We start from the raw sequence: 21,646 nt of genomic DNA on the forward strand, positions 1-21,646 counted from the left end.
ATATGTTATGGTACCCAATGGGAATACAAAAATCCTGCCTTGACTGCCTGCTAATGGAATTTAGTTTAGTTAATTGTCAAGTGAATCAGTTGATGGAGGCAGTCAAAGCACGGATTTGAATTTTAAAAGCCCTCTTTGTAATCATTTTTTCTATTGAAAAGGTCTGGTAAAAATGAATTTAATTACGTTTGGTTCTAAAGAGGGCATGACATGGTTTATATGCTGAGATAAAATGTTTTATTCGTTTCCGTTTTCCCATTTCACTTCCGTTCCCTGCGGAGCGGCTCCACCCTGGGCAACGGTAACGGGTGGTGTTTCCTGGTTGATATGGTAAATGTAAGCGGCAATCTTTTCCGCATCCCTTCCGGTAATGGTTCCTTCTTTAATCATCGGGCGCATGGCCGGGTTGTTGGGCGAACCGTTTTCCAGCATCCAGATCACGTTTTTAAAAAGGCTCTTCTGTTTGATGTTGATCCAGTGGGTATCGGTTAAGTTCGGTCCTATTCCGCCTTTCGCATTTTCACCATGGCAGGTAACGCAGTTGGTTTTGAACAATTCCTGACCTTCCGCAATATTGTCTGCACTGTATTTTGCGTTTTCCAATGTGATCTGAGGGGCTGTTTTTTCAAATTCCGCGATGGAAGCCAGCATTATTTTGGTGTCGCTGTTGAGTTCGGCATCAGGATGTGCATAATCGGTAAAGGCAAAAGCGGTAAGATATACTGCACAGAAGATACACCCGAAATAAAATAGCCCGATCCACCATTTGGGAAGCGAATTGTCGAGTTCCGTAATTCCATCGAATCCATGATCGATCAGGATGTCTTTCTCTTCGGTGGCCGACTGCTTTTTGAATGCGGAATTCCAGAGCTTCTGAAAATAAGGTGTATTTTTTTCTTTGATATAAGCTGCCCTTTCTTCATCCGACAGTTTTTTTACATTTTCGTTTTCAACGAGATCTCCGATGGAGTTCATGATCAGCAGAAGAATAACGGCGATCAGCAGCAGTCCCCAGAAAAACGGTGAGGAAAAGTATCCCGAATCGTGTGCGAACATTTTAAATGCCATGACCGTTAAACCTACGGTGACAAGGATATAGACGGAAATTGGGGTTCTTGTTTTCATGTGATGTTCTTTTACATTATTTTATACTTGCGGTCTGGATCTGGGTCGTTTTGATGTCGGTGCCCAATCTTTGCAGGTAAGCGATCATGGCTACGATTTCTCTTTTTTCCAGTGGAACAAATGCGGCGCCTTTTGCTGCTTTGTCTTTTTCAATCTGATCTTTAACGTCTTTCGCTTCGGAGTAAATTTTCTTCACAATACCGCCGGCCTGGTTGTCTGCCCATTGGTTTGCAGAATCGATCTCAGCTTTTGTGTAAGGAACATCGAAGTAATTTTTCATCAGCTTCATTTTGTTGACCGTCTGGCTTCTGTCCAGCGTATTGCTGATCAGCCATGGGAAGCGCGGCATGATGGAACCTGCGGAGGTAATTCTCGGGTTATACATATGTTTGAAGTGCCATGAATCCGGGTTTCTTCCGCCTTCTCTCTGCAGATCCGGGCCTGTTCTTTTGGAACCCCAGAGGAAAGGCCGGTCATAAACGAATTCCCCTGCTTTGGAATATTGTCCGTTCTTTCCTTCAAACCGTACGATTTCATCACGGAACGGCCGGATCATCTGCGAGTGGCAGGCGTTACAGCCTTCACGGATGTAGAGGTCTCTTCCTTCCAGCTCAAGCGGTGAGTATGGTTTTACGGCAGTAATCGTGGGAACGTTTTGTTTTAAAGTCAGGGTCGGAATAATTTCTACCAGACCTCCGATGGCTACGGTAATGAAAGCCAGGATAGCCATAATTCTCGGTGTTCTTTCAATCCATAAGTGAAGCCCTTCTCCTTCTTTTCTTCCCGAACCGATGTTGGCCAGTGCCGGAGCTTCTGCCGGTACGTCTTTCTGGAATGAGCCTGCTTTAATGGTTTTAAAGACATTCACCACCATTAAAATGGCACCTGAGAGATAGAAAAGTCCACCTAAAAACCGCATTTTATAATACGGGATGATCGCAGTTACGGTATCCAGCCAGTTTTTCCAAACCAAGGTTCCGTCCGGATTGAACTGCTTCCACATTAGCCCTTGGGTAAATCCTGAAATATACATCGGTACGGCATAGAATATAATTCCCAGGGTTCCCAGCCAGAAATGCCAGTTGGCTAATTTTTTAGACCAGAGTTCGGTTCTCCACATTACAGGAATCAGATAATAGACAATCCCGAAGGCCATAAAACCGTTCCATCCCAAGGCACCGATATGTACGTGGCCGATCACCCAGTCGGTGTAATGTCCGATTTTATTTAATGATTTTGTCGCTAAAAGCGGGCCTTCGAAAGTGGCCATCCCGTAACAGGTAACAGCTACGACGAAGAATTTAAGGATCGGGTTTTCCCTTACTTTATCCCAGGCTCCCCTTAAGGTCAGAAGCCCGTTCAGCATGCCACCCCAGGACGGTGCGATCAGCATGATGGAGAATCCGGTTCCCACCGCCTGAGCCCATGCGGGAAGTGCAGTGTACTGCAGGTGGTGCGGTCCTGCCCAAAGATATACGAAGATCAGCGACCAGAAGTGGATGATGGATAGTTTATAGGAAAATACCGGCCTGTCTGCTGCTTTCGGTAAGAAATAATACATCAGACCTAAAACCGGAGTCGTGAGTACAAACGCAACCGCATTATGTCCGTACCACCACTGTACCAAGGCATCTTTCGCTCCTGCGTAAATGGAATAGGATTTCCAGGTGGTAAACGACAGCGGAACTTCAAGGTTATTGAAAATATGAAGCATCGCCACGGCCAGCCAGGTCCCCATATAGAACCAGATGGCGACGTACAAATGCCTTACCCTTCTTTTCGCAATGGTTCCGAACATATTGATCCCGAAGATCACCCATGAGATGGTAATTAAAATATCGATCGGCCATTCATGCTCTGCATATTCTTTGGAAGTGTTGATTCCCATCAGGAAAGTAATAACGACCGAAACAATCATGATCTGCCAGGTCCAGAAATGAATCCAGGATAAGGTATCGCTGTACATTCTGGTTTTCAGCAGCCGCTGCATGCTGTAATAAGCACCGCAGAAAAATGAGTTGCAGACAAAAGCAAAAATCACGGCACTGGTATGAAGCATTCTGATTCGTCCGAAGCCTAAAGCTCCCTGGGTGTTGATCAGTCCCTGGATATTTCCTGAAGCTAAGCTTTTAATTGTTGTGTCGTCTGTTCCGAAAAGAAATTCCGGAAGTTCGGGATAAAAAAGCATCAGGGCGGCGGTAAGTCCGAGTAAAAAGCCTACCAGGCCGAATGCGATAGTAGCATAGAGGAATGCTCTGACAATATTATTGTCATACTTAAATTGTTGCGTCTCCATAATTCCTATGTTGTTGTAATGAGGTGATATTTATTCTCTGAAACAGAAATTTTACGGTAATTTGTTACCCCCAAATCATCAGAAAATGTAAATATCATGCAGTGTCGTAATGTTTTGACAAAGGTATTCACTAACTTTGTGGAAGTCTAATAGATATCCTTCTAAAATATACCGAAAACTACTAAAACGAAAGAGATGAAAATTTGCGGGCAGAACATCAGGAAAATCCGGCGAAGCAGGGATCTTACGCAGGAATACATGGCTTTCGAGATGGGTATTTCCCAGAAAGCCTATTCGGATATCGAAAATTCCAAAGTAAAAATCAACCTGGAAATCCTGACTAAAATCTCCGATATTTTAGAAATCAAACCTTCCGATATCTGTAGCATTTCCCATAAATGCGGCAACGATTTTGAAGACAAATACCACGATCTGGTGGAATATATGAAGAAGAATGGGATTGAGGTTCCGAAAGAGCTGTTGTAAGGCCTTACTGTTACTGTCTTATTCTTTAAAGTAATTCCATTAATATGCGCATTGCACTTTATTTTAAATCTGATAAGAGTAAATACGTGCCATTTTAATTAAATACCTTGATATCATTATCATAAAATTAATGAGTGCAAAAAGCCTTATAATCGTTAATGACAAATTGATCATTAATATATTAGCTTGATTTTAATCCTCTGCAGAAAGGCAAATAATAAAATTTCCCTTACGCACTGAAATATAATAATTTACTCTATCACAATGCGTGAATATTCTAACCTTATTTTTATCAGTTTTTCATCCATCCATCATTTACCTTTCTTGTTCCTTCTTTAACATTTTTCAAAAATAAATTTTAATACGTCGAGTTTTGACGTTGCGCCCGAATACCTTTGCTTCAGAGATGACAGAGAGATTAGAAAATGAAGGGTATAAAATTTTTTAAAAATAAATTTTAATACGTCGAGTTTTGACGTTGCGCCCGAATACCTTTGCTTCAGAGATGACAGAGAGATTAGAAAATGAAGGGTATAAAATTTTTTAAAAATAAATTTTAATACGTCGAGTTTTGACGTTGCGCCCGAATACCTTTGCTTCAGAGATGACAGAGAGATTAGAAAATGAAGGGTATAAAATTTTTTAAAAATAAATTTTAATACGTCGAGTTTTGACGTTGCGCCCGAATACCTTTGCTTCAGAGATGACAGAGAGATTAGAAAATGAAGGGTATAAAATTTTTTAAAAATAAATTTTAATACGTCGAGTTTTGACGTTGCGCCCGAATACCTTTGCTTCAGAGATGACAGAGAGATTAGAAAATGAAGGGTATAAAATTTTTTAAAAATAAATTTTAATACGTCGAGTTTTGACGTTGCGCCCGAATACCTTTGCTTCAGAGATGACAGAGAGATTAGAAAATGAAGGGTATAAAATTTTTTAAAAATAAATTTTAATACGTCGAGTTTTGACGTTGTGCGCGGATACCTTTGTTTCGGAGATGACGAAGAGGTAGCAAAATGAAAAGTATGAAATTTTTTAAAAATAAATTTTAATGCGACGAGTTTTGACGTTGTGCCCGGATACCTTTGTTTCAGAGATGACGAAGAGGTAGCAAAATGAAGAGTATGAAATTTTTTAAAAATAAATTTTAATGCGACGAGTTTTGACGTTGTGCCCGGATACCTTTGTTTCAGAGATGACGAAGAGGTAGCAAAATGAAGAGTATGAAATTATTTAAAAATAAGTTTTAATGCGACGGGTTTTGACGTTGTGCCCAAATACCTTTGCTTCAGAGATGATACAGTATTTAACAAACAATAGCTAGTTCTTTGTCAGATCAAAAATTTTAATCATCAATTGGCCAATTGATCTTATTTAATAAAAAACTAATAACCTATGAAATAAATGATACCGACCCTAAATTCCGGCAACGGAATTTTTACAAAAGCGAGCTTTCCCGGAAAGCTATTCAATAATTATTCAACACCAAATTTTACAATTATGACAATACCGTTTCAAGTTTTGCATTGCTTCATCAGGAAAAAGCAATCTTCCTTCTCAAAAAGTTTTAAAAAATTGATTTTCAAACCCTCAAATACTATTAAATCTCGTTTTAAAGTGGTTTATTCACTTTTTAATGAGTAATTTAATATATTTGATTAGAGAATATTAAGTAATATAAATTCTAGGTACTGTTAATTTTAAATAGGTTTTGAAAAACTTTGGCAAAGTTGAGATTGAATACGTTGCAGTTTTTAATTTTTATAGAAATTGACTGCATATATCTTAGTTTAAGAATTCCAAATTCTAATATCTAATTTTTAATTATCTGACGATAAATATTTTAGTGATTTATTGGATAATAATATATTAATATAGAAATTTTATTTTTAAAGATTAGATTGTCTATCTTAAATTTTAATTAATTAAAATAAATTTAAATGATAAAATATACACCACATTCACATTTTTTTACTGATCTATCTAGTTTGGCAGATGCCAATATAAGTGATCAGGCTGCTATATCAGCAAATGCATTCGGACCGGTAAAAGGTTCTGAAACGACTAAATACAGGGTTACATCAAAAGTAAAAGCCCCGACAGCAAATAGTATTGGTAAACTTTATGCTATTTGTAATGGTAAAATTTTAATACAACCTCAAAATGATCCTGATAAACTTAATATTATAATTAAACCATCAGAAAATAATTACAGTCCATTAAAAATTAAATATTTTATTTATAGGGGTGTAAATAGAGCTGACTATTTCACAAATAATATATTAAATCAGCCAGATACTAATAAACCAGAGATATTAAATAAAATGTGGTTACATTTCATGGCGTTAAATGGTTTGTCATCAATAACAGGCATTACATTTCCTTCGGATTCTGTGTTTCAATTTACAGCACCTGCAACAACTCTTATAGACAATTCAATTCAATCGTCGTTAATAACCTGCAAAGAAGGAGATTATCTTGGTAATTTCACAGGTGAAGTAGGGTTAGATATCGTTCTTGATTATGGCGACTATACTATTGAAAATCAAGTTGAACTTTTTTCATTTAATTTGGCATACGCGAGAGCTAATGAGTTCGTTTTTGATACAAGTACTCAATCGGATAATGGAAAAAAGAAAATATTTAAGGAAAATATACACCAGTTTTTAGATGCCGCAGCATTTTGGGGATCGCATATCAATTGTGGTGAAATTAAATATAAGGATGGCACATTAGTAAATGATATTTCTAAGATTTCTCTTGTATTGAAGAAATATCAAACTGCAAATAAACTATATATATATTTACAAGATAATGGCAGAAGTTATAATTATTATGACTCTTCAAGAAAAATCTATGGTTTTAATATTACTACGGGTGGGGTGAATAATGAAACAAATGGATGGCCAATATTAATAAAAGAATCTACTTCGGATATAGATTTACTAGTGGAATATCATATTGATTATAATGCAGGAACAGGTAGTAAGAATATTAATGACAAGGAAAAACAGATTTCTTTAGAACTAATTTCCGGAAAAGGATCCTACTTATTAAAGAGAACAGGAGATAAGGATATTTTATTCGATAAAGGCCGATATGCATTTTATGAGTTAAATGTTAAAGATACTTCAGTAATTACTGTTGAGAGTGGAACTCTTCCTTCTGGTATGCAATTATTTACAACGGGTCCTTATAAAGGACAAATAGTAGGAACGCCTTCAGTAGTAGAAGTAAAAACAGTAACATATATCATAACCGAAACCGATGGTAAAGTAAGAAAAGAAAAACTTAAATTTTATATAAATGCATTAGATGTCTCATTAAAAATTAATGTTAATTGTGCAGATTTTACATTAATTAATTGTAATATGATTCAAAAATTTCCGCTGCAAAACTATTATGATAATTTATGGACTGCAAATATTAAAAGTTCAATACAATTTGATCCTTCTAACAAAATGTACTGGACTACATTTGATAAAAACAGAAATGTAAATTTAAATGATATTATAGGCGAGAATGCTATATTGCAAAATAAGGTTGTTTTTGATAAAGGTTATAATAAAGTTTCAGGAACATCTAAAAAGAGAAGATTATTTATTGCAACAATAAAAAGAAATACAGGATCAAATCAGGAATTAGAAAATCTTAATGTGGATAAAGTTACTTCGGCTTATGTTAAAGATGTCAAAGATAAAGATGTTTATTTTTCTAATCTTTTTAATGAAACTGATTTTTCTATTTATAGAGGTGAGCTTTCTACCGGAGGTAATACTATCAAAACCTTAGGTATTTTTAATGAAAGTTCACTTTCAAAGAAGTATTCTTATATGTTATTAGGTATAACAGAAGATGAATATAATAAGTTTATCATCCCTACAGATGCTAATAATGTTTTTTTTAATTTAGAAGAAATATCAGTTACAGATAATGAAAACATCAGAAAGTTTAAATTAGGAATTAGGTATGAGCAAGTAGATACAAACGGAGCAGTAAGTTTCGGAACTTTTTATCCCACGCCTAGTGTTGAAATTTATAGTTTAGATGATCTATTCTTCTTTTCTAAGGATTTTTCTGATTATCAGGAATTTTATAATGAATTTGCCCCTTTACAGGTAGAATTTAGAACAATACCCCAAAATATTGATCCTAATCCTTTAGGATTAGTACCTTATGAAGGTGAGTTTGGTTTTGATTGGCTTAGAAATGGAGATAACTATTACAAAAGTAAATTTACTACCAGTATTGTTCCAGATGTTGATTTTTATAGTGGAATTAAAGGAGGGTATGAAAGACCACAAACAATTAGTGATAATTCAGAATATGAAACAGCAGCAGAAGCCTTGAAGTTTTTAATAAGACAATATCCTAGTATTCCGACTAAGGCATCTGCTAATAATAAAGGTATTTATAGTGTACCTTATCTTTCTTTGTTTTCTGAAGAATTTAAAGTTAAAAATCCTTATTCATTAGATGCTGATAGCGATACTCCTCCTTCTTTACCTACAGAAGCGACGTTAAGAGTATTAATTACTAATCCTGCTCCTGCAAAATCAGGAACACTAAAATTTGTATGTGATAAAAAGGATGTAATCAATTTTGATAAGCAAACTATTGTAAGCTTACAGGATAATACAAAAAAACAAATTAATTTAGTGATTAATATCAAATGTTTAAAGGATTTAGCAGAGCCTATAAATATTAAAGTTTTATATTTTCCAACTGGAAAAGATATAAATAATAATAAAAACGGATTACTTGCTGGGTTAATTATATTGAATAGAAATAATGATTCGGTCAGAAAACAAATAAATATTGCTCTTTTTAATTGCGAAACAGATATTGATCCAGTTGTCCTACCAAGTACACCATTACCGCAATTAAGTAAATTTAACAAAGATGATAAAGAAATGTTATTCAAAGTTTTTCATCAAATGCTGATAATTCCTAAAATTAAAATAAATATACTTGATCTTAAAACTAATAATAAATTTATTATCAATCAACCTGGAACTTTTGTTTTCAAAGTAGGAACTTCTTTAGCCATAGATTACAATCAATATTTGGATATATTTAAATATTTAAATAATATAATTCCCAATGGTGATAATAAATCACTAAAATTATATTCTTTTGGACTTAGAGGTAGAAAACCAGGTAGTCCTGATGCTTTAGCGGGTATTGCCGGTGGCATTGGAGGTAAGCAAGCCATGGTATTTTCCGGACATCTGATAGCAACAGCAAGCCACGAAGGGTTGCATGCTTTATCTCTGTATCATGCGCATCAAGATAAAGACTCAGGGGTGCTTTTACCTATTACAGATCCTGATCAAAAATTTGTATTTCCTAATAGTCATGACGGCTTTCCCGAAACGGAGACAACTGAGAATATCATGAGTTATACAAATAGAAGACACAGTATATGGAATTGGCAAAATAAAATAATACATAAATTTTTAGAAAATGAAAAATAGTACAATCGTTCTTTTTTTGTCTTTGACATTTTTTTCCTGTAATGGACAACAAACAATAAAATTAAACAACATGAAAACATTCAATATTAAAAAATTTGAAAAAGATTTAAACCTTAGAGAAAATAAGAATGCTAGGGGAATAAATAAGGACTACCGCTGGAAAGATACCACATACGAAGATCATGATGGTAATATTATTAAGCTTAGTCAACAAGGAGATGGAAACTACAAAGAAGAGATAAGGAAAAAAAATAGTGTATATAAAATGGTATCCATTTTTTATGAGGATACTCATACCTTAAGATACGAAGGAACCTATTTTCAAGATATTCCAGTAGGTATTGAAAAGAATTATTCTAAAGAAGGTGTGCTTATCAATGAAAAAGATAATGACAAAATATCTAGAGACATGGAGATTTTGACAGTAGAAGATATGGTTAGAATCATGGAAAAGAAATTCAATATTGATATTACCAAAGAAGATGAACTTGAATTATTCGCTTACTTTGAAAAAGAGAATAAATATATCTGCCAAATTGTTTGCAAACCACATCCTGAAAGAGGAGATAACGTCTACTATAATTATCTTTTTGATGCTAAAACGGGTGACTTTTTAAGCAAACAGATTTTTACAATAGAGGGGTAAAAACCTATTATAAATATAATAATTATGCCAACACAAAATACACTAATATACTATCCTGCCATTACAGATATTGTTCGGACAGATGATCTACCAGAATTTTTATCCTTTTTTAAAACCGGATTAGAAACTATTTTCAATAAAATTTACTACAAGGATTATTATTTTTCTAAAAATAATTCTGGCAGTGAAGCATTTTATAGTCTGAGCATTGTAAGTAAGACAAAACTTTCATTAGATCTTCCAGGCACCGGTATATCCTTAGTACTTAATCCTGATTTTCAGGATGGAAATATATCGTCATTTCCAATAACCTTATATTGGAAGTGGGAAATGCTGAGATTTGTAAAATATTTTAAAACGAATCAGTTTTCTTTTTCTATTCAAGATTTATTTGATTTAGGACTGCTCATTTTTGATATTTCAGATGTTCATGCACTTAAAATATCTACAGATTTATTTATAATCCCAAATGCATATGAATCTAATTTTCAACAATTAATTGAAGATATCAATTTGCTTTACGGTAGTAATATATCCATTGAAGATGATGCCAGCGACAGATATCAACAATTAATAACAGAAATTAATAATATAAGCCAATCTGTAATCCCTACAGTTTTTGGATTATATATTTTATCATCAAACAATATTGCTCAATCAAAACAAAAACTGAATCTATTCTTTTCAGCATTTATTTCTGAAGATTTCGAAGATTTTGTAAAGGATCTGATCTTGCCAAAAATCCGGGCGACTTTGAAATTAACGGCGGCTATTGAGTTTCCTACAAATATTTTGAAGCCTGTAGATGTAAATGGAGTTGAGATTCCGAATACAAAAACAAAATTCCTATTTGCAGAAGCTGATTTTTATGCAGATACAGACGCTGGTTTCGGATATCAGATGGAACTTGCCGGATCTTTAAATCCTACTTATGCAAGCATTGGAAATACAGGGCTGATTCTTCAGGTTGAAAGTTTAAAAGTGGATCTCAGCAAAACCTCAAATATTGCTGAAGCCGATTTAGACGGAAGGCCAAATGACTTTGTCGGAGTTTATGCAAGAGCGATTTCAGTGGCTTTTCCTCCGAAATGGTTTCATGATGACAGTACTCCTGCCGGAAATACAAGTACGACTTTAAGGTTAGGAGGTTATGATTTATTAGTCGGGACAGGGGGAGTTTCGGGAACAATTATGCTGGAATCTATTCCTATTGTCAATCCGGGAGTGGGATTTGAATATTATAATGATAAATTCAATTTTGAATATCCTGTTTATTTATACAAAAAGGATGTTGCCACTCAACAGATGGTGGAAACAGAGATTAATGATTATACACAGCTTAAAACAACCCTTCAAACAATAAACGGGTCTTCAAACTTTCCTTACCCTTTTAAGTTTCCGCTTTCTTTAATTCCTGTCGGGGTAACAAATCCGATTGTTTTTCAGAACGCTGCAGCTTATCAGGATTATTTATCAGGATTGAATAATAATATTCTTTGGAAGAGAATTGGTTCACAAAGCGGTTTTAAAGTAGGATTTAAATCTTTTGATGTCACTTTGAAGCAAAATGCCGTAGTTTCTTCCAATATTGAAGGACAATTATTTATTCCGAAATTTAAGGATTCATCCGGAGATCCTGCGAATATAAATGTCAAAGGACATATAGAAGCCAATGGAGATTTCCGCTTAACTGCCGCCGCCGTTCCACCATTTGATCCTACGCTTACTTTGCCAGATATTTTCAGGCTGCATTTAAAGTCTGTGGAGCTAGGGAAAGAGGATGGTAAATTCTTTATTGGTGCATCCGCCGATGTGGAGTTCTTAGGATTTTTCGGTGATCTCTTAAAAGGCCAGACCTTAAGCATTTCCACGTTAAGGATTTACAGCGACGGAAGTATTGATTTTAGAGTGAACGGAGGAAACCTGATATTGCCGAAACCGATTAAAATTCCGTTGGGGCCAACTGAAATTTCGGTTACTGCGATCCACTTCGGTTCTCATGAAAGAGAAAAAGGAGGGGTGATCCGGAAATACAATTATTTCGGTTTCGACGGAGGCGTAAGTATCGGCGTTGCGGGGATCGATGCCCGGGGAGACGGGATCAAATATTATTATACGGTCGATGACGGACCGGGAAAACCGTCCCATGCGTACCTTCACATCCAGACGATCCATGTGGATATGGTGATCCCAGCCAACTCAAGTGACCCGAATGTAGCGATCAAAGGATGGCTGTCGATCCCGGAGCCGGGAGAATTCCAGGAATATCAGGGAGGCGTGAGCCTGAAAGTGAAAAATCCGAGAATTTCAGGAGGGGTAGACATGCGCCTTGCGCCTAAATACCCGGCTTTCCTAATCGATGCCAACATCGAGTTGCCGAACCCGATTGCATTAGGCCCGGTGTCCATCTATGGCTTCCGTGGTTTGTTGGGGTACCGTTATGTAGCCGAGAAAAAAGCGATTGGGATGACTTCGCAGAATACCTGGTACGAATATTATACGGCTCCTGATAGAGGGGTGGGTGTAAAAAAATTCAGCCGCCCGGATCAAACTGAACAGTATAATTTCCCATTCTCGTTAGGTGTAGGTGCTTTGTTAGGGGATACGATGGCTAACGGAAATATTATTTCTGCCAACGCGATGTTGCTTTTATCTTTACCTTCAATGGTGATGGTAGATGCCAGAATGAAGCTTTTGGCGAAAAGAGTGACTTACCAGGATGATCCGCCATTCTTTGCCTTCTTTATTTTTGGAGACAATTCATTGGAATTCGGATTTGGAGCGGATTATAAATTCCCGGAAAGCTCGGGTGACATTATTAAGCTCTATGCAGAAATCCAGGCTGGTTTCTTTTTTAATAATCCTTCTGCCTGGTATATCAACTTCGGAACCAAGCAGAAGCCGATCCAGGCTAAATTATTGAAAGATTTATTTACGTTGAAGGCTTTCCTGATGATTTCCGGAAAAGGAATAGAAGCCGGGGCAAGGGGAGAGTTCCGTTTTGATAGAAAATTCGGTCCGGTAAGTATTTTCGTACTGGCTTATCTGGAGCTGGGAGGAAAAATCAGTTTCCAGAAACCACAGATGGGCGCTTATTTTGAGGCAGGATTGGCTATTGATATCAATGTTAAGATCTTCCGTATCTATGCTGCAGTAACCATTCTTCTGGCGGTAGAATCACCGAAGCCATTCCTGATCTATGGAGCATTCACGGTAGAGTTTAAACTGAAAATCCTTTTCTTTAAGATCAGCTTTAAAGCTAAACTCGAACTGAAATGGGAGTTTAATAAAGAAGTGGAAAGAAAGCCTGTAAATCCTTTTACGGAAATCCCTGCACAGACAGAAAACCTTGTAAAGGGAGTAAGTATGCTTACAAACGAAACCTTTGATCTGGAACAATTACCTGATCCTAATGTTATTCCGGCTTACAATATGATTAAAAATGTTGTGCCTCTTGATACTTATATTGATATTAAAACCACGAAAGGATTGCTTCCAGCCGCAGCAACCAGTGCCATCATCGGTGGATTTACCAGCGGCGCAGGAAATGCTGTGGATCTTATTCCGCCTGACAAAAATATGAAAGGTCTCGAATTGAGACAGGTAAAGCATCAATATACTTTGGAGAGTATCGAAATCAAAGCAAACGACGGTACTTCGGGCTGGGTGAATTATGATCCTTTTAAGGCTATGGAACCGGGTAACGCACTTTTAAACGGACTGAAAGTAGGACAGTGGCAGAAAAAGGATAATCAATATAACGCAATCCGATTACTGGGGATGACGCCTTTCTCCTATACGGAACAGGGGAATCCGGGATGGTTTATTCCTGAGCAGTACGGAGTCTTACCATCTACACTATTCTGCCATGAGCAGGAGATCGAGCATTCAGTTTCTGACTTTTTAGAAAAACCTCTCAATACACAGTATTACGCTTCTTCTTCCACTTTCTTCCAGAGCGAAGGAGCGTCCTATCAGATTTCCGGAACGACACAGTACGCTGTAGGGCCAAACGGAACTCCTGTTATGCAGGGAGATTATGCCGAGGTTTCGGATGAGGTTAATATTTATGGTTTTGCCCAGTCACTGCTGTTTAAAAATCAATCTTCGCTTACGATTATGCTGCCGAATCCTGCTTCAGAAATTAAATTGAAGTTAAGCACATATAGTACAGGTGTAACTGTATATTACTACAGCCCATTAAATGATTATACAAACAGTCAGTCATTTGTACAATACTCAGTAGTAGAAAAACACTACACAAAACAGGAGCTTGAACAACAGATTTCTCCTGTTATTACCTCACCAAATGGTGTTAGTAAGATCGTTATTACGCCGGATGTTGCAGACAGTGCACAGATCAGCCAAATAGTGCAGCAAATGGCAGTATTGATGGATCAGGGATATCAGAATGCTCTAGCGCAGGGCGGATCGGTAAGCCATGTTTCACCAAGTGATCCGGTATTATATGCAGAGCTTGAAGCATATTTACAAAGACTTCAAGCAGAGGGATGCGAGGGCAATAAGGTTGAAAAATATGAAGAGGCCTGTTCGTTATATCCTCAAATGGTTCAGTATTATAATAATTATTTCTTTACGCCTTTTAATATGGGACGAACATCAGTAAGTCCTACTGAAAGATATGCATTGTTTATAAAGCAAAACATGGGTTACGGTATTTACCAGACCATTTTGGATCAATTAAGAGCAAGCAGTATTACTTCACCGGTTTATATTCAGAATGTAAACAGGTACGAAAAAAAGCTTGAAGAAGTTATTGCTTATAATAATGCAAATGCTACTGATTATCAAGGTTTAATATACCGATTTGAAGCATTGAAAACTCAGTTGAAGCAGATTAATAATTATTTGTACCAGGTCAATTTATGTACCGATGACAAATTATGTAATCTAAGTCTCTATCTTTCCCAGCAGGAGTTTATTACGTCAAACCGCTTAAGGTCAACCTCGCCGCTGCTGAATGCTTATAATGAGTTTATCAATAATAATCCGTATTACAGATATCTTAACGATATTCTAAAAAGGCAGATCGATGTTATCCTGGCGATTATCGGAAGGTCCAACAGTTATCTTGAGAATCAGGGAGCGTTTGACCAGGCTTGTGAGGATATTATTTCCATTTTAAAAGATTTAGGAAACTGTAGCAGTCAGAAGAAATGCTTTACCCTATTCCATGAGATCAGATGGCTTTCGGTAGAGGATTATCAGTATAATGTAAGTATTCCTTCTCAGGCAGCTGTTACAGCAGATGCGCAGGCCGCTGTAAATGCGCTTACAAGATCGATCCAGCCGATCTGGAGACCGGATACTTCATATTACCTGAAGTTCGGTCTTAAAGATACGGTGGATAACGGGCAGGCACCTTCGCAAACTTTTACGTATGCTTATGTATTCCGTACTGCAGGGCCTTTAGGATTTTTCCATCTGGATAAGGATGCTACCTATGGCGAAATTGAGATCAAGAACTCAACGAATGTCATTGAAGATACGATCGGAAGAATCCGCGATGCCAACGGAAATCTTCTTCCTGAAATACAGGGACAGGAGCTAACTCCGCATCCGGACTTATATCCGCACACTTCATTGAGAGCCTATATTGATTATAACCGTTCTTATCCAAATGCCGATGGGAATATTGTAAATGCAAAACCATTGTTTTACAATGATGTAACAACGAAAATCTGGTTGTATTTCACATCAAGTTATGTCTCTAAACTACTAAGCGGGTGGGATCAATATCAGGGAATGGATAAGCTGGGAGGTGAGATGAAAATCATTATCAAAGATCCTGTAGAAGGAGTCGATATTGTGAATCCTCCTATGCTCATTGCTGATGAAAGCACGATTATAAATTCTCCTGTTGATATTCCTCAGACGATGGAACAATGGGCACAGGATCCTAATCCTGCTATTCCGCCTGTTATGCAGCAATATTTCAATATGCTAAATAACGGACAGAATTGTACGGGAATTGTAACACTGACGAAGCCTAAGTCTCTGATCCGTAAAATTACTTTAAAGAGATTAAAACCTCAGAAACTTTATACAGCGCAGGTGCTGAACTTCTATTGGGGTAAAAATACAGTGAATCTGTCCAATATTACTCAGGATGTTAAGAAAAACTATGCTAAAGAAGTTCATAAATTTGTATTCCAGACTTCAAGGTATGCCGATTTTAAAGAGCAGGTAACCAGTTACATTATTCCATACAAGGATGAGAATGGAAATGACAAAGAAAAGCAGGCGGTTTATCATATTGAAAAATCCTTAACAGTAGATAAAATTAATGCTGCATGGGATATTATTAATACCGATCCTAAACTTGTATGTACGAATTCTTTAAGCCAGTCTATTGCAATGCAATACCAGCATCCGTTCGACAGGATTCTTCAGGGCCTGTTTGGAATTACGCCACAGGAAGATGCCCCGACTACGGAATTCAATAAAATTATTAATACTTCAACAGGGGATATCGTAGCCATCCTTATAAGAAATCCTGAGCCGTTTAATCATCCAAAGATCCCAATCGGGGATGTCATCAGAAAACTTAATGGTAACACGCTTATCCAGGAGGGAATGATTGAAGTTGGCGGAAATGCAGGACGAGACTTTATCGTTAACAAAGACTATTCTGTAATCTATTCCAAAGATTATTCGCAGGCTATTGTAATGAACAAAAACAAAAAAATTATAGATGCCACTTTAAACTTCCAGTTCATTTATAAAACCTGGGATGGAGAAGCCGATAACTATATAGTAAATAAAGCTACAGCTAATAATATCAAAATAAATTAATAAAATGTCACTCAATAATAAAAGCAATAATACAAATACATTTTCGGGATTTATTCCTGTTACCAACCCTCTTCTACAATCCAACTGCCTGTATCTACAGGCGGCTGGGTCAAGAGGAGAAGAAAGTACACCCGGTATTCACTTACGGTGGACGCTGAAAGGACTTTTAGCTGAGCATCTGCCTAAAGGTGATAATTATGCAGGACAACCGAAAGGATTTAATAAGGAAAATGATTTTGTAAATATTTACAGAACAAAATATGATCCTCAGGTGAGAAGTCTTTACCTTCTTAATGGTCCCTCAACGATTGTTGATTCGGAAGGACTATGGCTGTATGGTAATAAAGAAGGAAGTGTATTCCATGTGTATTTCAGAAATAAAAATAAATATGATGAGGTAAGGAATCAGATCGATCCTTTTTCAGATCCGGCAGCTTTTTTTGATAATTATGGTAAAAATCTTATTGAGGTTGAATCTACTCAAATGCTGTTTTTTGCTGCTATGCTTACACCTAGTGCAGCAGGATCTGCAAAAACCGAGGTTCTTTCTGTTGAAAGCAATATTGCGGGATTACCGAAGAATGTAACATTCAGAAGGAATATCTATAATTTTTCAGAAAAAATCTTTGCCGAAAATGGCAGAAGCGTTCGCTTTATTCCAAACAATACGATTATTACTCAAATTGATTTTGAATTCTATGACGATGTTTTGTATAAAAGAGACTGGGATAATATTGGAAAATTCGGATTATCAGTGGATAATGATGAAGTATTGAAAAACAGATTGATGCCGGACAGAATCCATGCCGTTTGGACGAGATACAATGATGGAGAGTTTGCAAATGCTAAAAATTATGAGAGAAAATGGTTTGATATGCCGGATGTAGCCAATACCATTCAGGATTCTGTAAAATCATATCTTGCTCTCAGCAGTAATACAAATAATCCTTTGGCAATTGACTATTATTACTCCAGTGATAATGATACCGATGAAAATCCTCTGGAATTCTCTCATTTTAACAACCTTCAGATGGCTGCACTTGATTATCATATTGCAAGAATGCTGGGATTAGGATGTCTGGATGTTAAGGATGAGGTTTATGAAGGAGACCGTTATATTTATGTAGCTCATTATGAAACAGTAGTTGATCTGAAAACAGGAAAGCCTTCAAGTCCGGTAGATCATATTTATATTTCTTTGCCTACATGTTTAGATGATCAGCGCTTATCGTTGCCCGTAAATCTTAAAGAGCCGATTCCGGGAATGGTTTCTGCGGATCCTACAGCAGGACTTACAATAAGCAGTCTAACGGATGCTGATGGGTATACGCATGATGGAACCGGCAGGTATCTTAGCTTAATGGTTGAGGAGATAACTCCGGACGAACCGGAAAATAGTACCTTTTATTACACCAGCCAGGAATTTGATATGTCCCAGTTCACTTATCCTGTTTCTGTTGGCATTGAGTACAAAGCTAAAGATGATACGGAATGGAGATTGCCTGAATTACCGAACGATTCTAATTTTCAAAATGTCCTTTCAGACAAAAGTGAAGGACATAATGAAACCGTTGCTATTGCAATTCCAGATTATGGAAATCCGGCATTTGTTCACAAAGAAACGAAAAAGGGAATCCATGTATATGGCTCATATGGAGTAAACTGGTTCTCCAGATCTACATCATCAGATGTTACATGGTTTATTGAATCAGAAATTAAACCGGCCAACACTTTACTTCCACCATCCAGTGTAAATGCCTTTTTAATCCAGAAAGAACTTCCTTTATTGCTTACTTCACAGAATGAGCAGGACAGGTATGCAGCCAATACACAGACAGATAAAACGTTGATAAGGCTTACCATGGAATATGATGCTTCACAGGATATGATTTCTTATCAGAAAGCCATCAATGGAGTAGACCTTTCCACTTTTAATCCACTGCCGGATAATGAAGAACTGTTTGCCGATAAAATGGAAATCTTTTTCCGTCCTGAAATTCCAAATCAGGTTTTCGGAATGATTGATACGGTTACCGATCTTCCTGGAAATCCACTGGTTTCAGTAATCAAAACGAAAGCATTGCAGTTAACCAGTGCCGGAGCTTCCCAAAATTTGACTCCCTCTATTCCTGCAGCATCATTTTCCAGTTATATTGGCGGTGTTTTTACTGTGGGATCCAATGATTTTATCATTCATAATATTATATCAGGCAGCAATCCTGATTTTCCGATCTTTCATATATTGAAATCCCAGATTGGCAACGCCTTTGGACAGAATACAGCTATTCCTTTTGATCCGGGCAATTTCATCGTGCCTCAGGCAAATGAATCTTTTATGGTTGTGGAAAATATGCAGAACCCTTCAACCTGGGGAACGGTAAATCCGCATCCGTTCAAGATCCAAATTGGAGACAGCTGGCCGATTCATACTGAAGAAGTTACGGTTACTTCCGGACAGACTCCTGATATTACGTATAATACATACTTCAGAAAATTTAGGGGAATTAAAAAGACGGCCAAAATTAAAAGATTCGTTCAGGCGAATGTTCCTTTTGCAGGGCTGTATGAAATTAATTTTCCAGGTTTTACTTTAGCTAATCACCCTCAATATTCCAATACTCCGGGAGCAGATAGTGTACAGTGGTACAGAGGTAGTGTGCGTATTCCTGTTGAAGGGCATTCCAATGAAGAAAAAAGAACCCTTAAAGTAATCCGAATTGATAATATCGGAACTGGGGATTTAAAAATTTATGCGCTGGATGAATCGTTTGAAACAGATCCATTACAATCTGATGCTCCCAATCTGGTGAGAACAGAGGAAGTTAACTTTTATCCGGGCTACAGAGTTTACCTTTATTACAATGCACCTTGCCGATTGACAGATGGCTATGTTATTCCGCAGGATCCTGATGTATTGGAAAAGTATAGTATTTTCGGTGCAAGAAGCATTGCAACCTCTTATTCAGGATATAATTCAAGGATTTCTATTCCTACCATGATGTTCGGAAGAAGAATTGAAGCTCCTAAAACTCCTGAGAAACCATTAGGTGCAAACTATGCAACAAGACCGGATTACTTTGGACGTTCTTCATATGCATTTACTACTAAGTTTGCGCATAGGCCTTTCAGTGTAATGTATCTTCGGAGCAATGACGATATTCTTTTAAGTTCTTTATATGAATATACAGAAGGGTATAATAATGTTCCTACGCCGAATTCTATAGAACACATCCGTGCAAATAACAATGATGAATATTTCAATGCAAGATTATTGGAATTGGCAAATGCTACTATTGATGCGAATACAAAGCTATTCAGAAAATACAACGGATATGGCTTTCCGATTCCCAATAACAAAGCGTTTTTCAAAAGTATCAACCAATTTATTACAGAGCATAATCAACATTATCCCAGCCCGACTCCTATTCCACAGATCAGTGTAGGCCAGATTCAGACCATGGATCACGTGATCATTGAGCAGGATCCTGCGGGGCAGTTCGGTAAACTAACTTTCTATGATTTTGTGAAAGAGACGATTCAGAATTCATTCGTTCCTTTAACAGAGATTCCGATCCTTTATCAGCACATTCGTGAAGGGAATTATCAGCCGATTCCCAAAGCTCAGGTAATAAGGGATAAAAACGGGACGTTCCTAAATCCTACATCTCCTGATTTTGATATGGCTCCAATGATGAAAATCGTTGAGAACAATAAGACATTGTTTGTGGATTTCACATTAGACGGTGCCTCTACGAGCGTTTATTTTTATGCGGTGAGAGAAACGAATGCGCAGCTTGTTCAGGGAGATATTAGTACAGCAGTTGGTCCCGTAAGAATGGTAAATTCCTTCCCGCTGAGAACTCCTGAAATCAAAAGCGTTATTCCTGTCTTGGAAAATGAGCAATTAGACAGCGCACCAAAAATGCAGGTAACCATCAATTCGTACAACAAGATCTACAACATCAAAAAAGCGAAATTATACCGCGCGCTTTCTATGCAGGATGCGGTTTCCGTAAGAACGATGGAACTGGTTAAAGAGCTTGATCTGGAGGCTGAAGGCGTACTGGATGATGCGACCTGGACTCTGGAAGACACCTTCACCAGTTTACAGGAAATTCCGTTCGGCGATCCGCTTTATTACCGGGTAACTGTAGAAGCGGAAGTAGAATATGCCGAAGCGAACTATACTGGAAATCCGCAGCTGGATGTGGTCTTAACGGAATATGCCCCTTCCGAAGCTTCGAAAATCATGATTACAACGATTACGGAAAATGTTCTTCCGGAATCTCCGGAACTGAAATATGAATCTGATCCTGTAACAGGCAATAGCATATCTGCAGTAGTACTTCGTTGGGAAGAAGTTTGTTATAAAGGCAAATATCATCTTTATAAACTTAACAACCAGGGTAACTGGAAGGAAATAGCAAGAATGAACATTCTTGACAGCAACACAAATAAAGTGCAGCTTTATCTTTTCGAGACGGATCCGGCTACCAATCAGGAGGCTTGGATACCAAAGCAAATCTTCGATCTTTCGGGGAATACGGTCTCTCTGCCGTTGAATAAAGTAGGGATGAACCCACTTACCATAAAAGATGCAGAAGGTAATCCTGTTTATCATCATTTTAAAATGCTGGCTGAAAATACATCAGGAATGTTCAGCAAAGAAGATAGGATCCTTACTATTTATGATGAAAGCACATGGCCTGGAACGGGTGGTATTTCCTCAGATGGAACGGATGGGATGATTATCGAACAGACGTTTATTATACGAACGAATTAATTAATATTAACATT

7 protein-coding genes are annotated in these 21,646 nt (G+C 37.1%); 5 read left to right on the forward strand and 2 right to left on the reverse strand.

Going from position 1 to position 21,646, the window contains the following annotated elements; genetic code table 11:
• Nucleotides 1-237: 237 nt before the first annotated feature.
• Nucleotides 238-1,125 (reverse strand): cytochrome c, encoded by an 888-nt coding sequence (locus ACED20_RS17280; protein ID WP_378105981.1) that lies wholly within the window; start codon nucleotides 1,123-1,125, stop codon nucleotides 238-240.
• Between the two features lie 16 nt (nucleotides 1,126-1,141).
• The gene (gene ccoN, locus ACED20_RS17285; protein ID WP_294240495.1) at nucleotides 1,142-3,421 is read right to left on the reverse strand and encodes a cytochrome-c oxidase, cbb3-type subunit I; all 2,280 of its coding nucleotides are present in this window, start codon (nucleotides 3,419-3,421) and stop codon (nucleotides 1,142-1,144) included.
• A gap of 195 nt (nucleotides 3,422-3,616) precedes the next feature.
• On the opposite strand from ccoN, the gene ACED20_RS17290 reads away from it, so the two are divergent.
• From ACED20_RS17290 to ACED20_RS17310, 5 genes are all read left to right on the forward strand, one after another.
• Nucleotides 3,617-3,907, forward strand: coding sequence for a helix-turn-helix domain-containing protein (locus tag ACED20_RS17290; RefSeq protein ID WP_294198050.1), 291 nt, complete (start codon nucleotides 3,617-3,619; stop codon nucleotides 3,905-3,907).
• 1,943 nt (nucleotides 3,908-5,850) lie between these two features.
• Entirely contained in the window at nucleotides 5,851-9,387 is a 3,537-nt protein-coding gene (locus ACED20_RS17295; RefSeq protein ID WP_294240492.1) for an Ig domain-containing protein, read from the forward strand.
• Entirely contained in the window at nucleotides 9,377-10,033 is a 657-nt protein-coding gene (locus ACED20_RS17300; RefSeq protein ID WP_294240490.1) for a hypothetical protein, read from the forward strand. The genes ACED20_RS17295 and ACED20_RS17300 overlap by 11 nt, the downstream gene beginning before the upstream one ends.
• A gap of 753 nt (nucleotides 10,034-10,786) precedes the next feature.
• On the forward strand, nucleotides 10,787-16,849 hold the full coding sequence (locus tag ACED20_RS17305) for a hypothetical protein (protein ID WP_378105986.1): 6,063 nt from the start codon (nucleotides 10,787-10,789) through the stop codon (nucleotides 16,847-16,849).
• Between the two features lie 4 nt (nucleotides 16,850-16,853).
• Nucleotides 16,854-21,632, forward strand: coding sequence for a hypothetical protein (locus ACED20_RS17310; protein ID WP_378105988.1), 4,779 nt, complete (start codon nucleotides 16,854-16,856; stop codon nucleotides 21,630-21,632).
• Nucleotides 21,633-21,646: the final 14 nt, after the last annotated feature.

The sequence above is a fragment of the Chryseobacterium sp. sg2396 genome (assembly GCF_042610505.1).
In the GTDB taxonomy this organism is placed as follows: Bacteria; Bacteroidota; Bacteroidia; order Flavobacteriales; family Weeksellaceae; genus Chryseobacterium.

Bases quoted from the DNA above. Each gene is read 5' to 3' on its own strand.
- ACED20_RS17280 (WP_378105981.1), bottom strand. From the start codon at position 1,125: ATGAAAACAAGAACCCCAATTTCCGTCTATATCCTTGTCACCGTAGGT.
- ccoN (WP_294240495.1), bottom strand. From the start codon at position 3,421: ATGGAGACGCAACAATTTAAGTATGACAATAATATTGTCAGAGCATTC.
- ACED20_RS17290 (WP_294198050.1), top strand. From the start codon at position 3,617: ATGAAAATTTGCGGGCAGAACATCAGGAAAATCCGGCGAAGCAGGGAT.
- ACED20_RS17295 (WP_294240492.1), top strand. From the start codon at position 5,851: ATGATAAAATATACACCACATTCACATTTTTTTACTGATCTATCTAGT.
- ACED20_RS17300 (WP_294240490.1), top strand. From the start codon at position 9,377: ATGAAAAATAGTACAATCGTTCTTTTTTTGTCTTTGACATTTTTTTCC.
- ACED20_RS17310 (WP_378105988.1), top strand. From the start codon at position 16,854: ATGTCACTCAATAATAAAAGCAATAATACAAATACATTTTCGGGATTT.